The sequence below is a fragment of the Metapseudomonas cellulosilytica genome (assembly GCF_049334135.1).
Taxonomy (GTDB): domain Bacteria; phylum Pseudomonadota; class Gammaproteobacteria; order Pseudomonadales; family Pseudomonadaceae; genus Metapseudomonas.
Genome location: NZ_JBHZGN010000026.1, coordinates 31,130 through 49,004, shown reverse-complemented (window position 1 = coordinate 49,004; position 17,875 = coordinate 31,130). Strand labels below are relative to the sequence as shown.

At 64.4% G+C, this 17,875-nt stretch carries 14 protein-coding genes; all 14 read left to right on the top strand.

Translation table 11 applies throughout. The annotated features are described in order from the left end of the window. Position 1: 1 nt before the first annotated feature. The 14 genes from ACFW0H_RS25030 (at position 2) to hisD (ending at position 17,806) form a co-directional block, all read left to right on the top strand. A complete protein-coding gene (locus tag ACFW0H_RS25030) occupies positions 2 to 931 on the top strand; it encodes an electron transfer flavoprotein subunit alpha/FixB family protein (RefSeq protein WP_422916548.1) in 930 nt (309 codons plus the stop codon). A gap of 10 nt (positions 932 to 941) precedes the next feature. Continuing rightward, the gene (locus tag ACFW0H_RS25025; protein WP_422916547.1) at positions 942 to 2,462 is read left to right on the top strand and encodes a 3-hydroxyacyl-CoA dehydrogenase; all 1,521 of its coding nucleotides are present in this window, start codon (positions 942 to 944) and stop codon (positions 2,460 to 2,462) included. Continuing rightward, complete coding sequence (locus ACFW0H_RS25020) at positions 2,459 to 3,661, top strand: 3-oxoadipyl-CoA thiolase (RefSeq protein ID WP_422916546.1); 1,203 nt, start codon at positions 2,459 to 2,461, stop codon at positions 3,659 to 3,661. The genes ACFW0H_RS25025 and ACFW0H_RS25020 overlap by 4 nt, the downstream gene beginning before the upstream one ends. A 42-nt stretch (positions 3,662 to 3,703) precedes the next feature. Further along, the gene (locus ACFW0H_RS25015) at positions 3,704 to 4,885 is read left to right on the top strand and encodes an acyl-CoA dehydrogenase (RefSeq protein ID WP_422916545.1); all 1,182 of its coding nucleotides are present in this window, start codon (positions 3,704 to 3,706) and stop codon (positions 4,883 to 4,885) included. 441 nt (positions 4,886 to 5,326) lie between these two features. After that, positions 5,327 to 6,604: a cystathionine gamma-synthase family protein gene (locus ACFW0H_RS25010; RefSeq protein WP_422916544.1), complete on the top strand. Its 1,278-nt coding sequence runs from the start codon at positions 5,327 to 5,329 to the stop codon at positions 6,602 to 6,604. A gap of 146 nt (positions 6,605 to 6,750) precedes the next feature. Further along, complete coding sequence (locus tag ACFW0H_RS25005; RefSeq protein WP_422916543.1) at positions 6,751 to 8,187, top strand: amino acid permease; 1,437 nt, start codon at positions 6,751 to 6,753, stop codon at positions 8,185 to 8,187. A gap of 63 nt (positions 8,188 to 8,250) precedes the next feature. Next, positions 8,251 to 9,141 carry a LysR substrate-binding domain-containing protein gene (locus tag ACFW0H_RS25000; RefSeq protein ID WP_422916595.1) on the top strand — a complete coding sequence of 297 codons (891 nt, stop codon included), beginning with the start codon at positions 8,251 to 8,253 and terminating at the stop codon, positions 9,139 to 9,141. 15 nt (positions 9,142 to 9,156) lie between these two features. Beyond that, the gene (thrC, locus tag ACFW0H_RS24995) at positions 9,157 to 10,530 is read left to right on the top strand and encodes a threonine synthase (protein ID WP_422916542.1); all 1,374 of its coding nucleotides are present in this window, start codon (positions 9,157 to 9,159) and stop codon (positions 10,528 to 10,530) included. Positions 10,531 to 10,543: 13 nt separating this feature from the next. After that, a complete protein-coding gene (locus ACFW0H_RS24990) occupies positions 10,544 to 10,981 on the top strand; it encodes an Lrp/AsnC family transcriptional regulator (protein ID WP_422916541.1) in 438 nt (145 codons plus the stop codon). 807 nt (positions 10,982 to 11,788) lie between these two features. Beyond that, positions 11,789 to 12,832 (top strand): homoserine dehydrogenase, encoded by a 1,044-nt coding sequence (locus ACFW0H_RS24985; RefSeq protein WP_422916540.1) that lies wholly within the window; start codon positions 11,789 to 11,791, stop codon positions 12,830 to 12,832. Positions 12,833 to 12,848: 16 nt separating this feature from the next. Continuing rightward, positions 12,849 to 14,267: an aldehyde dehydrogenase family protein gene (locus tag ACFW0H_RS24980; protein ID WP_422916539.1), complete on the top strand. Its 1,419-nt coding sequence runs from the start codon at positions 12,849 to 12,851 to the stop codon at positions 14,265 to 14,267. A gap of 102 nt (positions 14,268 to 14,369) precedes the next feature. Next, positions 14,370 to 14,723 (top strand): RidA family protein, encoded by a 354-nt coding sequence (locus ACFW0H_RS24975; protein WP_422916538.1) that lies wholly within the window; start codon positions 14,370 to 14,372, stop codon positions 14,721 to 14,723. 320 nt (positions 14,724 to 15,043) lie between these two features. Continuing rightward, a complete protein-coding gene (locus tag ACFW0H_RS24970; protein WP_422916537.1) occupies positions 15,044 to 15,949 on the top strand; it encodes a helix-turn-helix domain-containing protein in 906 nt (301 codons plus the stop codon). Between the two features lie 549 nt (positions 15,950 to 16,498). After that, positions 16,499 to 17,806, top strand: coding sequence for a histidinol dehydrogenase (gene hisD, locus ACFW0H_RS24965; RefSeq protein ID WP_422916536.1), 1,308 nt, complete (start codon positions 16,499 to 16,501; stop codon positions 17,804 to 17,806). The last annotated feature ends 69 nt before the right edge of the window (positions 17,807 to 17,875 follow it).

The following is a 17,875-nucleotide window of genomic DNA, read 5'->3' as shown; positions in this document are numbered from 1 at the left end:
GATGGCTGTCCTGGTAATCGCTGAACACAACAACGCGTCCCTGGCGTCGGCCACCCTCAATACCGTCACCGCCGCGCAGCAGATCGGTGGCGAGATCGCCATCCTCGTCGCGGGGCAGGGCGTCGGTGCCGTTGCCGAGTCTGCCGCCCAGATCGCCGGCGTGGCCAAGGTGCTGGTCGCCGACCATGCCGCCTACGCCCACCAGTTGCCGGAAAACATCGCGCCGCTGGTGGCCTCCCTCGCCGCTGGTTACAGCCATGTGCTGGCGCCGGCCACTACCAATGGCAAGAACTACCTGCCGCGCGTAGCGGCTCTGCTGGACGTCGACCAGCTCTCCGAGATCATCGCCGTCGAGAGCGCCGACACCTTCAAGCGGCCGATCTACGCCGGCAACGCCATCGCCACCGTGCAGTCCAGCGCGGCCGTGAAGGTGATCACCGTGCGTACCACCGGTTTCGACGCCGCTGCCGCCGAAGGTGGCTCCGCCGCCATAGAGGCCGTGGCCACTGTCTCTGACGCCGGCACCTCCGCCTTCGTCGGCGAAGAATTGGCCAAGTCCGACCGTCCGGAACTGACCGCAGCCAGGATCGTCATCTCCGGCGGTCGTGGCCTGCAGAACGGCGACAACTTCAAGCTGCTCTATGCCGTCGCGGACAAGCTCGGCGCTGCGGTCGGCGCGTCCCGTGCCGCGGTCGACGCCGGCTTCGTGCCGAACGACATGCAGGTCGGTCAGACCGGCAAGATCGTCGCCCCGCAGCTGTACCTCGCCGTGGGCATCTCCGGGGCCATCCAGCACCTGGCCGGCATGAAGGACTCCAAGGTCATCGTCGCGATCAACAAGGACGAAGAAGCGCCGATCTTCCAGGTGGCCGACTACGGCCTGGTGGCGGACCTGTTCGAGGCTGTGCCGGAACTGGAAAACGCCCTGTAAGGAGGCACCCATGAATACGTTCAAGCGAATCGGCGTGATCGGCAGTGGCGCCATGGGGCGCGGCATCGCCCAGCTGTTCGCCGGCGCCGGGGTGGAAGTGCTGCTGCATGACAGCCGCACCGAGGCCATCGACCAGGCCCTGGCCTACAACCGCGACCTGCTGGAGCGCGCCGTGGCCAAGGGTCGGTTGGACGCCGATGCGCTGGCCCCCACATTGGCCCGCATGCAGCCGGCCTACAGCCTGGAGGCGCTGGCGGGATGCGACCTGTTGATCGAGGCCATTGTCGAGAACCTGGAAGCCAAGCAGGCGCTGTTCCAAAAGCTGGAACAGCTGGTGGGGGCGGATGCGGTGCTGGCGAGCAACACCTCGTCCCTGTCCATCAGCCTGATCGCCAGTGCCTGCCAGCGCCCCCAGCGGGTCGCCGGCTTCCACTTCTTCAACCCGGTGCCCCTGATGAAGGTCGTCGAGGTGGTGCGCGGCGAGCTGACCGACCCGGAGGTGATCGAGCGCCTGGCCGCCTTGGCCGAAGGGGCCGGGCATTTCGCCGCCGTCACCCCGGATTCGCCCGGCTTCCTGGTCAACCACGCGGGCCGTGCGTATGGGCCGGAGGCCCTGCGTATCCTTGCCGAAGGTATCGCCACGCCCGCCCAGATCGACCGCATCCTCAAGGACAGCCTGGGCTTTCCCATGGGGCCCTTCGAGCTGTTCGACCTGACGGGGCTGGACGTTTCCCATGCCGTGATGGAGTCGATCCACGGCCAGTTCTACCAGGAGCCGCGCTATACCCCGTCGGCCCTGGTGCCGGCGCGCCTGGCCAGCGGCCTGCTGGGGCGCAAGAGCGGCCGCGGCTTCTACCGATATGTAGAGGGCAAAGCGGTGCCGGACGAGCCGGTGGCGCCGGCTCCCGTGCTGATCGACCGGCCATTCTGGCTCGACTCCCGCGACGCGGCGGTGCGCGATCAGGTGGCAGCCGTGCTGGCCGTCGCCGGGGCAGAGCTGGAGCAGGGCAGCCAACCCGGTCCGCAAGCGATCTGCCTGGTCACGCCCCTGGGCGAAGACGCCAGTAGCCTCATCGCCCGCACCCAGCTGCCGGCGCAGCGCACCCTGGCGCTGGAGACCTTCGCCGGCTTCGACAAGCGCCGCGTGCTGATGCCTCAGCCGGCGCTGGACCCGAATCTGCTGGCCCAGGCGCGGCAGGCGCTGGGCGCCGACGGCGTGCCGGTGGAGGTGATCAACGATTCGCCCGGCTTCATCGCCCAGCGGGTGCTGGCCGGGATCGTCAACCTGGGCTGCGAGATCGCCCAGCGGCGCATCGCCGCGCCCGCCGTGCTGGATCGCGCGGTGCGACTGGCGCTGGGTTACCCCCTCGGGCCACTGGGTTTCGGCGATCACTACGGAGCGGAGAAGATCGCACGGATTATTCGCGCGCTGCATGAGCTCTACCAGGAGCCGCGCTACCGCATCAGCCCCTGGCTGCGCCGTCGCGTGCAGCTCGGCCTGCCGCTGACCGCAGCGGAGGAGGGCGCATGACTGCCTACATCTATGACGGCCTGCGCTCGCCCTTCGGTCGACATGCCGGCGCCCTGGCCGGCGTGCGTCCGGATGACCTGCTGGCTACGCTGGTGCGGGCCCTGGTGGCGCGTAATCCCTTTGCCGCCGAGGCGTACGAGGACCTGATCGCCGGCTGCGCCAGCCAGGCCGGCGAAGACGGCCGCAACCTGGCCCGCCATGCCGCGTTGCTCGCCGGCCTTCCCGTGGCGGTCGGCGGCCTCACCGTCAACCGCCTGTGCGGCTCGGGCCTGGCGGCGGTGCTGGATGCGGCACGCGCGGTCAGGGGTGGCGAGGGCGAGTTGTTCATTGCCGGTGGCGCGGAAAGCATGAGTCGCGCACCCTTTGTCGTGGCCAAGGCGGAAAGCGCGTACTCCCGCGACTTCCGGGTGTTCGACAGCAGCATCGGCGCGCGCTTCCCCAATCCCCGGGTGGAGTCCGAGTTCGGCGCCGATTCGATGCCCGAAACAGCCGACAACGTCGCCCGTGAACTGGCGATCAGCCGCGCAGAGGCGGATGCCTTTGCTGCGCGTAGCCAGGCCTTGTACCGCGAGGCGGAGCAGGCCGGTTTCTTCACCGGGGAACTGCTGCCCATCGAGGTGCCGCAAGGGCGCAAGCAACCGCCGTTGTCAGTGGCGTGTGATGAGCATCCGCGCCCGGAAACCACGGCTGACAGTTTGTCCCGGCTCAAGCCGCTGTTCGCCGATGGCGTGGTCACTGCCGGCAATGCGTCGGGCATCAACGATGGCGCCGCCGCACTGCTGATCGGCTCCCGGGCCATCGGCGAACGCCACGGCCTCAAACCACGCGCCCGCATCCTCGCCGCAGCGGTGGCGGGCGTCGAGCCACGGCTCATGGGCCTGGGGCCGGTGCCGGCCAGCGCCAAGGCATTGCAGCGCGCCGGCTTGCGCCTGGCCGACATGGACCTGATCGAGATCAACGAGGCCTTCGCCGCCCAGGTGCTGGGCTGCGCCCGGCAACTCGGCATCGCCTTCGATGATCCACGCCTGAATCCCAATGGCGGTGCCATCGCCATCGGCCACCCGCTCGGCGCATCCGGCGCCCGCCTGGTGCTCACCGCTGTCCGCCAGCTTGAACGCAGCGGCGGTCGTTACGCCCTGGTCAGCCTGTGCATCGGCCTGGGGCAGGGCATCGCTTGCGTCATCGAGCGCCTCGACTGAACCGAACGCCCCACAACAATCATGAATTCGGAGAACTTCCCCATGGCCAACAAGGCAAGCTTCAACTGGATCGACCCGCTGCTGCTGGACCAGCAGCTCACCGAAGAAGAGCGCATGGTGCAGGGCAGCGCCCAGCAGTTCGCCGCCGACAAGCTCGCTCCGCGCGTGCTGGAGGCCTTCCGCCATGAGCAGACCGACCCGGCGATCTTCCGCGAGATGGGCGAAGTGGGCCTGCTCGGCGCCACCATCCCCGCCGAATACGGCGGCAGCGGCCTCAACTATGTGTGCTACGGCCTGATCGCCCGCGAAGTGGAGCGCGTCGACTCCGGCTACCGCTCGATGATGAGCGTGCAGTCGTCGCTGGTGATGGTGCCGATCAACGAGTTCGGCAACGAGGCCACCAAACAGAAGTACCTGCCCAAGCTGGCCAGCGGCGAATACATCGGTTGCTTCGGCCTGACCGAACCGAACCACGGCTCCGACCCGGGCTCGATGATCACCCGCGCGAAGAAGGTCGACGGCGGCTACCGCCTGTCCGGCGCCAAGATGTGGATCACCAACAGCCCGATCGCCGATGTGTTCGTGGTCTGGGCCAAGGACGATGCCGGCGAGATCCGCGGCTTCATCCTCGAGAAGGGCTGGCAGGGCCTGTCGGCGCCGACCATCCACGGCAAGGTCGGCCTGCGCGCCTCGATCACCGGCGAGATCGTGATGGACAACGTGTTCGTCCCGGAAGAGAACGCCTTCCCCGACGTGCGCGGCCTGCGCGGCCCGTTCACCTGCCTGAACTCCGCCCGCTACGGCATCTCCTGGGGCGCCCTGGGCGCCGCCGAGGCCTGTTGGCACACCGCGCGCCAGTATGTGCTGGACCGTAACCAGTTCGGCCGTCCGCTGGCCGCCAACCAACTGATCCAGAAGAAGCTGGCCGACATGCAGACCGAGATCACCCTGGCCCTGCAAGGCTGCCTGCGCCTGGGCCGGATGAAGGACGAAGGCACCGCGGCGGTGGAAATCACCTCGATCATGAAGCGCAACTCCTGCGGCAAGGCGCTGGACATCGCCCGCCTGGCCCGCGACATGCTGGGCGGCAACGGCATCTCCGACGAATTCGGCGTGGCCCGCCACCTGGTCAACCTGGAAGTGGTGAACACCTACGAGGGCACCCACGACGTCCACGCGCTGATCCTCGGCCGCGCGCAGACCGGCATCCAGGCGTTCTTTTGAGCGTGAGCGGGGCGGCATTTGCCGCCCTATTTTTTGGCAAAAGCCCCATGGTTCGGCCGCCAGGGAAATTTCCTGTGCTTGTTGGGGAGGGCGCGACACAAGCCAGGGTTGAAGTGTGCCGCTACCTTGTAGGGGCGATTTCAATCGCCAAGCAGGCCGCAGGTCTGCCCTGATGGCTTGCATGGGGCGGCTCCGCCGCCCTTGGCGAATGAATTCGCCCCCACAAAGAGCGCGATCAGGCGCGCCGCCGTTCAATCCTCCTGCGCTTTCCTGATCCGATAATCGCCCGCAGACGCCATTGGAGCCACGTGACCTCAGCCATTAAAAAAAACGGCCCTTAGGCCCGGATAACATCGTTTTTCAGTGCGTTTTCCATTCCCTATATTTCCCGGCAACCAATTCTGATTGGCGAAGTTGTCTCACCGTCTTCGGGAAATTCATATGAACAAGAAAGTGGAAACTGCTCACGACGAGTGTGCCGGCATTGGTACTCAGGTTGTCTGGGCAGGCGAGCAAATTCAGCATCCCTATAACGCCACGCAAACACCAATTGTCGTAAGTGCCGCATATGGCTATCAGGACATCGATGTCTGGTATGACGTTGCCCTGGGCAAGAATCCGGGCTTCATCTACAGCCGCATGAGCAATCCGACGGTCGCTGTCCTCGAAGCCAAGCTGTGCGAGCTGGAACAGTCGGAGTCGGCGGTCGCCTTCAGCAGTGGCATGGCCGCGATCAGCGGGGTGCTGCAGACTTTCCTCTGCAGCGGCAAGCGTGTGGTGTCCACTCGCGATAGCTACGGTGGCACCAACAAGATCTTCGAGGAATTTTTGCCGCGCATGGGCGTGGAGGTCACTCTTTGCGACACCCTGGATACCGAGGCCATCGAACGCGAGATCGCCAAGGGCTGCGACCTGCTGTACCTCGAAACCCCCACCAATCCGACCCTTAAAGTGCTCGATATCCGCCGTCTGGCGGCGGCGGCCAAGCGCGTCGGTGCCCTGGTGGTGGCGGACAACACCTTCGCCACGCCGCTTAACCAGAATCCCCTGGCACTAGGTGTCGACGTGGTGGTGCACAGCGCGACCAAGTTCCTCTCCGGCCACGGTGACGTGCTCGGTGGCGTGGTGTGCGGCGCGGAAAGCCTGATGGCCCAGGTGCGTCATTACCGCGAGATCAATGGTGCGGCGCTGGACCCGTTCTCCGCCTACCTGATCATCCGTGGCATCAAGACCCTGGCCCTGCGCCTGCGCCAACAGCAGCAGAGCGCCCAGGCACTGGCCGATTACCTGCTCACCGAACCGCTGGTGGAGGCAGTGAACTACCCCGGACTGCCCAGCCATCCCGCTCATGCCGTCGCGCGCTCGCAGATGCGCGGTTTCGGCGCCATCGTCAGCTTCGTCCTGGCCGGCGGCATGGACACCGTGAAGCGTCTTTTACCGCGTCTGCGCTATGCCCACCGCGCCGGCAACCTCGGGGCGGTGGAAACCATCTACGGCCCGGCGCGCACCACGAGCCACGTCGAAAACACCCTGGAAGAGCGCCTGGCGCTGGGCATCTCCGAAGGCTTGGTGCGGATCTCCGTGGGGATCGAGGAAACAGCCGATCTGCTTGCCGATCTCCAGCAGGCGTTCGCATTTGTTCGCCGTGAACTCGCTGAAGAACCTACTTCGAACTTCGCCCCTGTCCTGACCGAACGTCACACCGAGGTGGAAATTTGACGTTCGCCCCCTGACGACTGGCCGGAGAGCCAGTGAGTTAATCATGAAAAGGAACAATAACAATACCCGATGGCAACTTGATCAGTTCTGCCTTGAAGTTGGTTGCAGAAACTTCTTTGCCCGCAAACTTTCATGAGAGTCCATATATGTCCACGCAAACAACAGACAAGAATATTTCGGGGCCTGGTTTCAAACAGGATATGCAGACGCGCCACATTGTGATGCTGGCGCTGGGAGGGGTGATCGGTACCGGCCTGTTCCTGACTTCAGGCTATACCGTCAACCAGGCCGGTCCGCTGGGAGCGGTCATCGCCTACATCATCGGCGCCGTCATGGTGTACATGGTGATGATGTGCCTTGGGGAACTGGCCGTGCAGATGCCGGAAACCGGCTCCTTCAGCAGCTACGCCTCCCGCTACCTGGGTCCCGGCACCGGTTATACGGTGGCCTGGCTCTACTGGCTGACCTGGGCGGTGGCCATCGGATCGGAATTCACCGCCGCTGGCATCCTCATGGTGCGCTGGTTCCCTGATACACCCGTATGGATCTGGAGCGCGTTGTTCGCCATCACGGTATTCGTCAGTAACGTAGTGTCGGTCCGGCTATTCGCCGAAACCGAGTTCTGGCTGTCGCTGGTGAAGGTGGTGGCTGTGATTGCCTTCCTGGTGGTAGGCACCGGCGCCATCATCGGCGTGTTCGACGTGCAGCAGGCTCACAGCATCGGCCTCGGCAACTTCACCCGTGAGGGATTGTTCCCGACCGGCTTCTGGTCGATCGCCATGACCCTGCTGGCGGTGTCGTTTGCCTTCTCCGGCACCGAGCTGATCGGTATCGCAGCCGGGGAAACCCGTGACCCGCAACGCAACGTGCCCAAGGCAATCCGTACCACCGTGCTGCGCTTGGCGCTGTTCTTCGTCGGCACCATCTTCGTCCTCGCGACGTTGCTGCCACGCGAGCAGGCCGGCCTGGTGGAGAGCCCCTTCGTCACAGTGTTCGAGTTCATCGGCATTCCCTACGCCGCCGACATCATGAACTTCGTGATCATCAGTGCGCTGCTCTCGGCTGCCAACTCGGGCCTGTATGCGGCCTCGCGCATGCTCTGGACCCTCAGCGACCAGGGCCACATGCCCAAGCGCTTCGGTGAGCTGAGCCGCATGGGTACACCGTTCAACGCAATCGTGGTGAGCATGGCCGGCAGCATCGCCTCGCTGCTCAGCAGCGTCTTCGCTGCGGACACCGTCTACCTCGCACTGGTGTCGATCTCGGGCCTGGCCGTGGTGGTGGTGTGGATGAGTATCGCGGCGAGCCAGATCGCCTTCCGCCGCCACTACGTGGCCAACGGCGGAAAGGTGGAAGACCTGAAGTTCCGCGTACGGGGTTATCCCTGGGTACCGCTGGGCGCGCTGGCGAGCTGCACACTGGCCTGCATCGGGATTGCCTTTGATCCGGCCCAGCGAGTTGCGCTCTACTTCGGGGTGCCGTTCATTGCCTGGTGCTATTTCGTGTTCTGGATCACGCGCAAGGGTCGTGAGCGGCGCCTGGCTTCCCACGCCGCGCCCGTCCGCACGCCCGAGACGGCCTGAGCGAAGCCGCTCCCCTGCCTGCTCCGCCAGGATCGTCCGAATATGAGCCATGAGGTACCGCGCATGAACCAGAAAGCCTTGCCCCCGTTGAACTGGTTGCGAGCCTTCGAGGTATCGGCGCGGTACCTCAATTTCACCCACGCGGCGGAGGAGTTGCACTTGACCCAGGGGGCGGTAAGCCAGCAGATCCGCCAGCTGGAGAGCCACCTCGGGGTTGCGCTGTTCAAGCGTCTTCCGCGTGGACTGGGCCTGACCGAGGAGGGGCAGTCCTACCTGCCAGTGGTACAGGACGCCATCACCCGTCTGGCGGTGGGCACCAGCGAGATCTTCGGCCAGCACAAGCGGCGACCGATCAAAGTGCGTGGCAGCCTATCGTTCCTCCACTTCTGGCTGGCGCCGAAGCTGGCTGACTTCCGCCGTGCCCACCCGCACCTCGACATTCGCTACATCAGTAACCTCTGGGTCAAGGAACTCGACGGCGAGGACGACCTGGAGATCCGCTGGGGCCACGGCCACTGGCCCGGGCTGGTGTCGCAGCGGCTGTCCTGGGACACGCTGTTTCCGGTCTGTTCGCCGCAGCTGATGGCCGATTCGCCGCTACACGAACCTCGCGACGTCGCCCGTCACCCACTGCTGCACGTGCTCGGCTACGAAGAGGGCTGGGGCTACTGGCTGAAGCGGGTGGGCGCCGACGACGTCGATTTCTCCACCGGCCTGCAGTTCGACACCCTGGTCTCTACCCTGCGCCTGGCCGAATTGGGGCAGGGCATCGCCCTGGCGCGTTCGTCCATGGTCGAAGACCTGCTGCGCGAAGGCCGCCTCGTGGAGCCTTTCGATCGGCGTATCGAGGCCAGCGAGTCCTTCTACCTGGTCCACGGTACGGGGACAAAACTGCATCCAGATGCCTTGGCCTTCGCCACCTGGCTGGTGGCCCAGGCCCATCGCAACAAGTAAGTGTCGGGAGAGAATATGCATTACGTGAGTACACGCAGTGCCGCGCTGCGGGCAGATTTCCGCAGTGTGGTGCTGTCCGGGCTCGCCGCCGACGGCGGGCTCTTCGTGCCGGCCAGCCTGCCGGTGTTCGGTGCCCAGGAAATCGCCAACTGGTCGTGGCTGCCGTTCGAGGAACTGGCCTGGCGGGTGATCAGTCCCTTCGTCGGTCAGGCCATTCCGGAGGATGACCTCAAGGCATTGCTCAAGGACAGCTATCGCCCCTTCAACCATCGCGCCATCGCGCCACTGCGCCAGATCGACCGCAACGAGTGGGTGCTGGAGCTGTTCCACGGTCCGACCCGCTCCTCCAAGGATTTCGCTGCCCAGTTGCACGCGCGTCTGGCGGCTTACTTTCTCGATGGCGAAGGCGGGCAGGCACTCGTCGTGGGGGCTACCAACGGCGATACCGGCTTGGCGGCCGTTTCGGCCTTCGCCACCTGCGCGAATTGCCGGGTGGTCACGCTGTATCCGCAGGTCGGCGTGCCGCGTGAGCGCCTGCTTGCGCTCCAGGCCGCCGACCCGGATCGGGTGCTGGCCTGCGCCGTGGCCGGCAGCTTCGACGACTGCCAGACCCTGGTCTCGCGGCTGTTCCGCCGATGGCCACTGGAGCAGGTGGTACCCATCGGCTTCAACTCCACCAACTGGGTCGGTGTGCTGGCGCAGCTCGTCTTCTACTTCCACGCCGCCCTGCAGCTCGGCGGCGGCCAGCGCCCGATCGGCTTCAGCATCCCGGCGGCGAGCTTCGCCGAGGTCTATGCCGGCTACATCGCACAGAAGATGGGGTTGCCGATCAACCAGATCATCATTGCCACCAACCGCAACGACGCGCTGCACCAGTTCATCCACAAGAACCGCTACTCCACCCGCGAGGCCAATCGCACCCTGTCACCGGCCATGGACTTCTCCATCTTCTCCAACCTGGAACGCTTCGTCTGGGAGCTTTACGACCACGACGACCAGGCGGTGAAGACGTTGATGGAGCACTTCGAAAACAGCGGCGAGCTCAGCATCGCCAACCACCAGTGGCTGCAGGCGCGCCTGCTGATCGACTCCTATGCGGTGGGCGATGAGCAGACGGTGGCGGAGATCACCGCGCTGTTTCGCGACACCGGCATCGCCATCGATCCGCACACCGCCACCGGCGTGCTCGCGGCACGCCTGTACCGGCGCAGCATGGTGACGCCGATGGTGACCCTGGGGCAGATCGCCCCGGAGAAGTCGGCCGGGCTGCTGGCCGGGCTGGGCGCCTGGAGCGCGCCGCTGCCGCAGGTGCCGCCGCCTGTAGAGCATCCGCGACAGCTGGCGCGTGGAGACCTCGCCGGCCTGTGCCAGATGCTCAGTGAATGGTAGGGGGAGGGCGGCGATGAAACGCATCCTCGATCCGCTGGACGAACGCATCCTGGCCGAACTCACCGCCAACGCGCGTATCGCCCACGCGGAACTCGGCGACAAGGTCAACCTGTCGCGCAACGCCGTTCGCCAGCGCATCGAGCGGCTGGAACGCGACGGCGCCATCCAGGGCTACACACTGAAGACCGGCGACGGTCGTCGTCCAGGGTCGCTGATCAGCGCGGTGATCTTCGTCTACCGCTACGACCGCATGCGCGGCGAGGAGGTGCTGCAAGCGCTGCGTAGCATTCCGGAAATCGTCCAGTGCGAAGTCATGAGTGGTGAGTTCGATCTCATGCTGCGGGTCGATGCGGCGACGCCTGAACGCGTGCATCTGGTGTGGAAGGAGATTTCCGCCATGCCCGGTGTTTCCAACACGGTCACTTCCTTTGTCCTCTCCTCTGTGATCTGAGTTCGGGGGCATGCTCCCACCGCGCCGCCCGGACCTGGTCCGGGCGGCTTTTTTATGGTTCTTCGCGGATTACCGGGGACACAGCGGATTGGCAATTGGGTGTGAGAGGGTTGCTTGTTGTCCGGGAGTTCAGCTCATTGCAGAGTGGGCTTCAGGTCTCTGTTTCGCCCTCCCGGGCGAGTCCCTTTTCCAGTCGTTGAAAAGGAACCAAAAAACTTGCCCCGGCATCCGGCCCCGGCTTCGCCGGGGTCCCCTCGCTCCATCCTTGCGCCGGGGGCCCGGCGTGAGGGGCCATCCCTGGCCCCACACGCCTCTCGCGGCATCCATGCCGCTCGTCCCCCTCTGCAACGATTCCGCTCGGCCTCCTGACGGGGCGGAGTCGCTGCCCCACCGCTTTTACTCGGTTTCAGTCCCGTATTGGCTTCAGGACTCTTTGTGCCTCGTAGGCGCGAGTCACCCCTCTCCCTCTGGGGTGAGGAGGCACGCTTTCGGAAGCACCGCTTCCGGTGCCGATGAACGACTGAGCGCGAAGCGGTCAGGCCGGGGCGCAGGGCGGGGGATGGGGGTGAGGGAAGTTTCAAGCGGCATGGAGCCAGGCAATCACTCAAACTTACCAATCCAGTGTGAACACGCTCTCCCCCGGTAATCCGTGAAGAACCTTTTTTATGCCCGCAAGAAGGTGACCGCAGGGTAGGGCGGCGCTGGTCAAAATGACCAATAAATACAGCGGATTGCCATATTCAACTGCCAGTGCCCGGCCCCTAGGCTGGAACCCATCAAGCAACTGCCTGTATGGGAGGCAACCCGATGTCCGAATACAAGATTGCCCTGGTTGGCTTCGGCGGCGTGAACCGCGGCCTGGCCCAACTGATCGCCGAGCGCAATGCGGCCTGGCAGGCCGAACTGGGCTTCAGCCTGAAGATCGTCGGCGTGACCGACCTGTTCCTGGGCTCCATCATGAACCGCGACGGCCTGGACGCTGCGCAATTGGTCGCCCTGCCGGCCGCCAAGGGGGCATTCGCAGAACTGCCGGGCGGCACTGCCGAAGCGTTCAACGAGACCATCATCAAGCAGTCCGGCGCCGACATCATTGCCGAGGCCACCTTCACCAACCCGGTGGACGGCGAGCCGGCGGCCACGTTCTGCCGCTGGGCACTGGAGAGTGGCAAGCATGTGGTCACCACCAACAAGGGGCCGATCGCGTTGCACGGCACCGAACTCAAGGCCCTGGCCGAGCGCAATGGCGTAGCCTTCGAGTACGAAGGCTCGGTGATGAGCGGCACCCCGGTCATCCGCATGGCGCGCCAGACCCTGCCGGGCGCGGTGATCACCGGCTTCGAAGGCATCCTCAATGGCACTTCGAACTACGTGCTGACCCGCATGGAGGAAGGCCTGAGCTTCGCCGATGCGGTGCGCCAGGCACAGGAACTGGGCTACGCCGAGGCCGACCCGACCGCTGACGTCGAAGGTTTCGATGTACGCCTGAAGGTGGTGATCCTCGCCAACGAACTGCTCGACGCCCGCCTGCAGGTGAGCGACGTGCGTTGCAGCGGCATCAGCGGCCTGAGCGCCGCCGACCTCGAACAGGCTCGCCAGGCCGGCGCCCGCTGGAAGCTGATCGGCTCCGCCCAGCGTCAGGCCGACGGCTCCGTATGCGCCAGCGTCGAGGCCCGCCGCCTTGACAACGGCCACCCGCTGGCCGGCATCAGCGGCGCCACCAACGCGGTGTCTTTCAACACCGAATTGCTCGGGGCGGTGACGGTCTCCGGCCCGGGTGCCGGGCGAATCGAAACCGCCTTCGCGCTGCTGTCCGACATCGTCGCCATCCACACCGCGCATGCGCAGCGCTGAGCCTGGGAGAACACTGATGACCACATCCCGTCTGGCCCTCGCCAAGGCCGTGCAAAGCGCTCTGATCGATGTGTTCAATCCCTTCGACGGTAGCCGGGTGGGCAGCGTGCCCTGCCTCGGCGTCGCCGATGTCCCCGGTCTGCTGGGGCAGGCCCGGGAGGGCGTGCAGGCCAGTGCAGCGCTGCCGCGCCATCGCCGAGCGCGCATCCTCGAAGACACCGCGCGCCTGGTCGAGCGGGACGCCGTCGCCTTTGCCGGCCTGATCGTAGCCGAGGCGGGCAAAACCCTGCGCCAGGCGGAGAAGGAGGTGAAACGCTGCATCAACACCCTCAAGCTGTCGGCCGAAGAGGCCAAGCGCAATGCCGGTGAGGTGGTGCCGTTCGAATCCTACGAGGGCTCCGAATCCCGCCAGGGCTGGTTCACCCGCGAGCCGTTGGGGCTGATTGTGGCCATCACCCCCTACAACGACCCGCTCAACCTGGTGGCGCACAAGCTCGGCCCGGCCATCGCCGGCGGCAACGCGGTGTTGCTCAAGCCCTCGGAGTTGGCGCCCCTATCGGCGTGCAAGCTGGTGGACTGCCTGCGCGAGGCTGGCCTACCGGAATCCGTCGTGACTATCGCCACCGGCGGAGCGGAGCTGGGCAAGGCGCTCACTGCTGCCCGTGAGGCGCGGATGATTTCCTTCACCGGCGGCTTCGTCACCGGCGAGAGCATCGCCCGCAACGCCGGCCTGAAGAAACTGGCGATGGACCTGGGCGGTAACGCGCCGGTGCTGGTACTCGAGGATTGCGAGCTGGAGGCTACGGTTGAATCCTGCGTGTCCGGCGCCTTCTGGGCAGCGGGGCAGAACTGCATCGGCACGCAGCGCATTCTCGTGCAGGCGTCGATCTACGAAGCCTTCCGTGAGCGCTTCGTGGCGTTGAGCCAGGCGCTGGTGGTGGGCGACCCGAGCCGCCGCGAGACTGACGTGGGCCCGATGATCACCGAACAGGCCGCACGCAACGCCGAGCAGGTGGTGGCGGAGGCCCTGGAGGAGGGCGCAAGCCTGCTCTGCGGCCACCGTCGCCGGGGCGCCCTGTATGCGCCGACCGTGCTGGAACGGGTGAACCATGACAGCCGCCTGTGGCGCCACGAGGTGTTCGCGCCGGTGGTGGTGCTGGAGCCGTTCGACAGCCTGGACGAGGCCGTGGCCCTGGCCAACGAGCCCGAATACAGCTTGCACGCGGGTATTTTCACCTCGGACCTCAAGCGTGCGCTGGGCGCCGCGAAGCGCATCGAGGCTGGCGGGGTGATGATCAACGACTCCTCCGACTACCGCTTCGACGCCATGCCCTTCGGCGGCTTCAAGTACGGCAGCCTGGGCCGCGAAGGCGTGCGCTTTGCCTACGAGGACATGACGCAACCCAAGGTGGTGTGCATCAACGATTTGAGCTGAACCGTCGGGCGACGTCCGTTCACGGTCGTCCTTTGCATCGGGCGGGTCTGCTCGCCGCGCCGTCCGGTGCGCTTTTTTAGTCTGCAAGGAGATGAGTAAGCAATGATCGCGCGCTTTGACGAGGGGCAGCGCATGTCCCTGGCCGTGGCCTACGGTCCCTTTTTCGAAACTGCCGGGATCGTTGCCGATGATCCTGCGCTGGATGTCGTCGGGCAGGCACGCCAGGCGCTGGCAACGATCGAATCGCTGATGGCTCGCGCAGGATTCACGCGCAACGATCTGACCCGGGTACAGATCTGGATTGCAGACTATGCGTTCTTCGAGCAGGTCAACACGGTGTACGACGCCTGGGTCGACGGTTTCGGCAAGCCGGTACGCGCTTGCGTCGAAAGTGGCCTGGGTGGGTACCTGATCGAGATTCAGGTATTTGCCTTTCGCTCGTCCATCCTGTCCTGAGGTGCTCAGACTGGCGTCCAGATCGTACTGGTGTTGCGCCGGGTACCGGCTTCGATTGCACACGCAGAAGAGAGATACATCTACGCCACGGGGCGCAATGTCGACCCACTTCGTTCGAGGCAGCGTGAGATGGGGCCAGATTGACCCCATGTATTAGTTTCCTCCCAGCTTTGCGCCGGTGCCCGCCTCCAGTTATAGCGATCCGATTGAGATATCCCTACTTCCAGGCGGACGACACATGTGTCCCGCACGAATCAGTGAGCTGTGCTGCTCCACTGGCAACGATTGATTTCTCAATCTGACGCAATAGACTGAAATGAATGGCGCAGCTGACGCAGCTTCTTTGGTGTGCCGAAGCGCTGCTGCCGCGTAGTCGACGATATCCCTGCTGCAAGCTAAGGCAACCAGACGACATGGATAAGGATCCGTTCCTTCCTGAGAACCTCAGAACACTGTGTGAGCGGGCCGGCACAGTCTCCGAGATGTGCCGCAAGATCGGCATCAACCGCCAGCAGTTCAACAAGTACCTGGCCGGGACGCATGCTCCCTCGCAGAGTAATCTGCGGGCGATCGCCAGCTTCTTCGGGCTGAGCGAAGATGTGCTGTTCTCCAATCCGAACGACTTCCGCTCGATGATGGAGGGTGGCCACTTCCATCTGTTCCGAAGCGTCATCCAGTCGCCGAAGATGCTCATGTTCATCAATGAAATGATGAGGGCAGGGGAGTCCCGGCACAGCGATATCACCGGCATCTACGAGCGCTATCACTACTCTTCGATCTATCCCGGCCAGATCGTGCGCTCGATCTTCTGCATCTACGAACGTGACGGCATGCTGATGCACTATTACGTGGAGCGCTTCCCGAGCATGGACGGTACCGGGAAGATGGATTACCTCTTCAAGTACCACGGCCTGAGCTTCCTGATTGCCGGGCGGATTTTCTCCGTCGACTTCGAAACCATCCAGAAGAACGAGATGACCTTCAGCAATCTGGCCGCCGTCAGTCGGAGCTCCAGGAAGTACATCTTCGGTGTCACCAGCGGGATCGCGGCGACCATGATGCGGCAGCCGGTTGCTGCGAAGGTGGCCATGAACTTCGTGGGAAAGGGGCTCATTCGCAAGGCGAATATCCGCAGGGCCACTGTGCTCCCGCCGAACGATCCGTCCATCCCCAAGGAGGTCATCATCTACCTGAACTCCGGCAACACCTCCATAGATTCCGCCTGAGCCGTCTCTCGGCGCACCAGGTAACGCCTTCGCATTGAGGCATCGCTGCCAAGTGATGTCTCCACCTCTCCTTCCCTGAAATTTTCTCCTCATCAGTCGCGGTGTGATGTCGGCTGTGCAACAGCAGGCCATGCCAGAGGGGATTTCGAGACGTTGTGCCGCACATTTTTCGATCTAGTGCGTCATTGTGCGTCAAGTCCTGCTCGCTTGAGAAATTGAGGGGGGCATGGGGTCGCCGTATGTTGTGGCTCACAGGGCGAGCTGAAGCTGCCCTGACAAATGACGCACGAACGGCACTGCCCTCGACCAATGGTGGCCTGCATGACGCTCCCGACTGATGTTGCATCCCGCTGCTCCGGCAGTGAGTTTCTGCCTCGGTTGAGGTGGGCTTCAGCTTGGCGTCGCCTCCGGGGTTGGTTGACCGGGATGGCGCACTAAAGGGGCCTTCCAACCCCCCAATATTTCCCCGTAATCCGCAGATAAGCCGCACCTGAAGCACTCCTTGTTCAGGTGTGAGGGCTTCCTGCTCCCTACAAGAAAGGTGATGTGATGGCTGAGTGGATCAAGAAGGCGAAACCGACGGAGCAGCAGGCTGCTGACAACGACAAACTCAAGGCGGATGTATCGCGCATCCTGCTGGATATCGAAAAGCGTGGCGACGCTGCGGTCCGTGAGCTGTCGGTGAAGTTCGACGGCTGGGACCGTAGCGACTATCGACTGAGCCAGGTCGAGATCGATCAGTGCATGTCTCAGCTGACTGACCGTGAGCGCGACGACATCCTGTTCGCCCAGGCCCAGGTGCGTCGCTTCGCTGATGCCCAGCGCAAGTCCATGCTTGATGTCGAGATCGAAAGCATTCCGGGCGTCGTTCTTGGCCACAAGCACATCCCTGTCAATGCCGCCGGCTGCTATGTCCCGGGTGGCAAGTACCCGCTGCTAGCTTCGGCACACATGTCCATCGTTACGGCCAAGTCCGCTGGCGTGCGCAACATTGTGACCGCAGCGCCGCCGTTCCAGGGCAAACCGGCGCCGTACATCGTGGCCGCCCAGCACCTTGCTGGCGCTGATGCCATCTACTGCCTGGGCGGAATCCAGGCTGTCGGCGCCATGGCGCTGGGCACGGCCACCATCGATCCGGTCGACATCATCGTTGGACCGGGCAACGCCTACGTTGCAGAAGCCAAGCGTCAGCTGTTCGGCCGCGTGGGTATCGACCTGTTCGCGGGTCCCACCGAGACGCTGCTGATCGCCGATGACAGCGTTGACGGCGAACTCTGCGCCACCGACCTGCTGGGCCAGGCCGAACACGGCAAGGACTCGCCGGCAGTCATGCTGACCACCTCCCGCGAACTGGCGGAAGACACCCTGAAGGAAATCGCTCGACTGCTCGAACTTTTGCCGACCGCTGCCATTGCCGGTGAGGCCTGGGAGAACTTCGGCGAGATCATCCTCTGTGAGTCGTTTGAAGAGATGGTCAAGTTCTCCGACGAGTACGCATCGGAGCACGTGCAGATCATGACGCGCGACGACGATTTCTTCGTGAAGAACCTGAGCAACTACGGCGCCCTGTTCGTCGGTCCGCGCACCAACGTCTCCTACGGCGACAAGGTGATCGGTACCAACCACACCCTGCCCACCAACAAGGCGGCGCGCTACACCGGCGGTCTCTGGGTCGGCAAGTACATCAAGACCTGCACCTACCAGCGCGTACTGACCGACGAGGCCTCCGCCCTGATCGGCGAGTACTGCTCGCGTCTGTGCCTGATGGAGGGCTTCGTCGGCCATGCCGAGCAAGCCAACCTGCGCGTACGCCGCTACGGCAAGAAGGACGTGCCGTTCGGTGAGCCTGCCCTCTGACGCCAGCGATTCGGACCTTTCGGAGCGGCTGCTGTTGCTCCGAAGCCTGATAACGATAGGAATTCACAC

Coding starts and splice junctions, on each gene's coding strand:
- ACFW0H_RS24990 (WP_422916541.1), top strand. CDS start 10,544: ATGAAACGCATCCTCGATCCGCTGGACGAACGCATCCTGGCCGAACTC.
- ACFW0H_RS25010 (WP_422916544.1), top strand. CDS start 5,327: ATGAACAAGAAAGTGGAAACTGCTCACGACGAGTGTGCCGGCATTGGT.
- ACFW0H_RS24970 (WP_422916537.1), top strand. CDS start 15,044: ATGGCGCAGCTGACGCAGCTTCTTTGGTGTGCCGAAGCGCTGCTGCCG.
- ACFW0H_RS25020 (WP_422916546.1), top strand. CDS start 2,459: ATGACTGCCTACATCTATGACGGCCTGCGCTCGCCCTTCGGTCGACAT.
- ACFW0H_RS25000 (WP_422916595.1), top strand. CDS start 8,251: ATGAACCAGAAAGCCTTGCCCCCGTTGAACTGGTTGCGAGCCTTCGAG.
- ACFW0H_RS24975 (WP_422916538.1), top strand. CDS start 14,370: ATGATCGCGCGCTTTGACGAGGGGCAGCGCATGTCCCTGGCCGTGGCC.
- ACFW0H_RS25030 (WP_422916548.1), top strand. CDS start 2: ATGGCTGTCCTGGTAATCGCTGAACACAACAACGCGTCCCTGGCGTCG.
- hisD (WP_422916536.1), top strand. CDS start 16,499: ATGGCTGAGTGGATCAAGAAGGCGAAACCGACGGAGCAGCAGGCTGCT.
- thrC (WP_422916542.1), top strand. CDS start 9,157: ATGCATTACGTGAGTACACGCAGTGCCGCGCTGCGGGCAGATTTCCGC.
- ACFW0H_RS24985 (WP_422916540.1), top strand. CDS start 11,789: ATGTCCGAATACAAGATTGCCCTGGTTGGCTTCGGCGGCGTGAACCGC.
- ACFW0H_RS24980 (WP_422916539.1), top strand. CDS start 12,849: ATGACCACATCCCGTCTGGCCCTCGCCAAGGCCGTGCAAAGCGCTCTG.
- ACFW0H_RS25025 (WP_422916547.1), top strand. CDS start 942: ATGAATACGTTCAAGCGAATCGGCGTGATCGGCAGTGGCGCCATGGGG.
- ACFW0H_RS25005 (WP_422916543.1), top strand. CDS start 6,751: ATGTCCACGCAAACAACAGACAAGAATATTTCGGGGCCTGGTTTCAAA.
- ACFW0H_RS25015 (WP_422916545.1), top strand. CDS start 3,704: ATGGCCAACAAGGCAAGCTTCAACTGGATCGACCCGCTGCTGCTGGAC.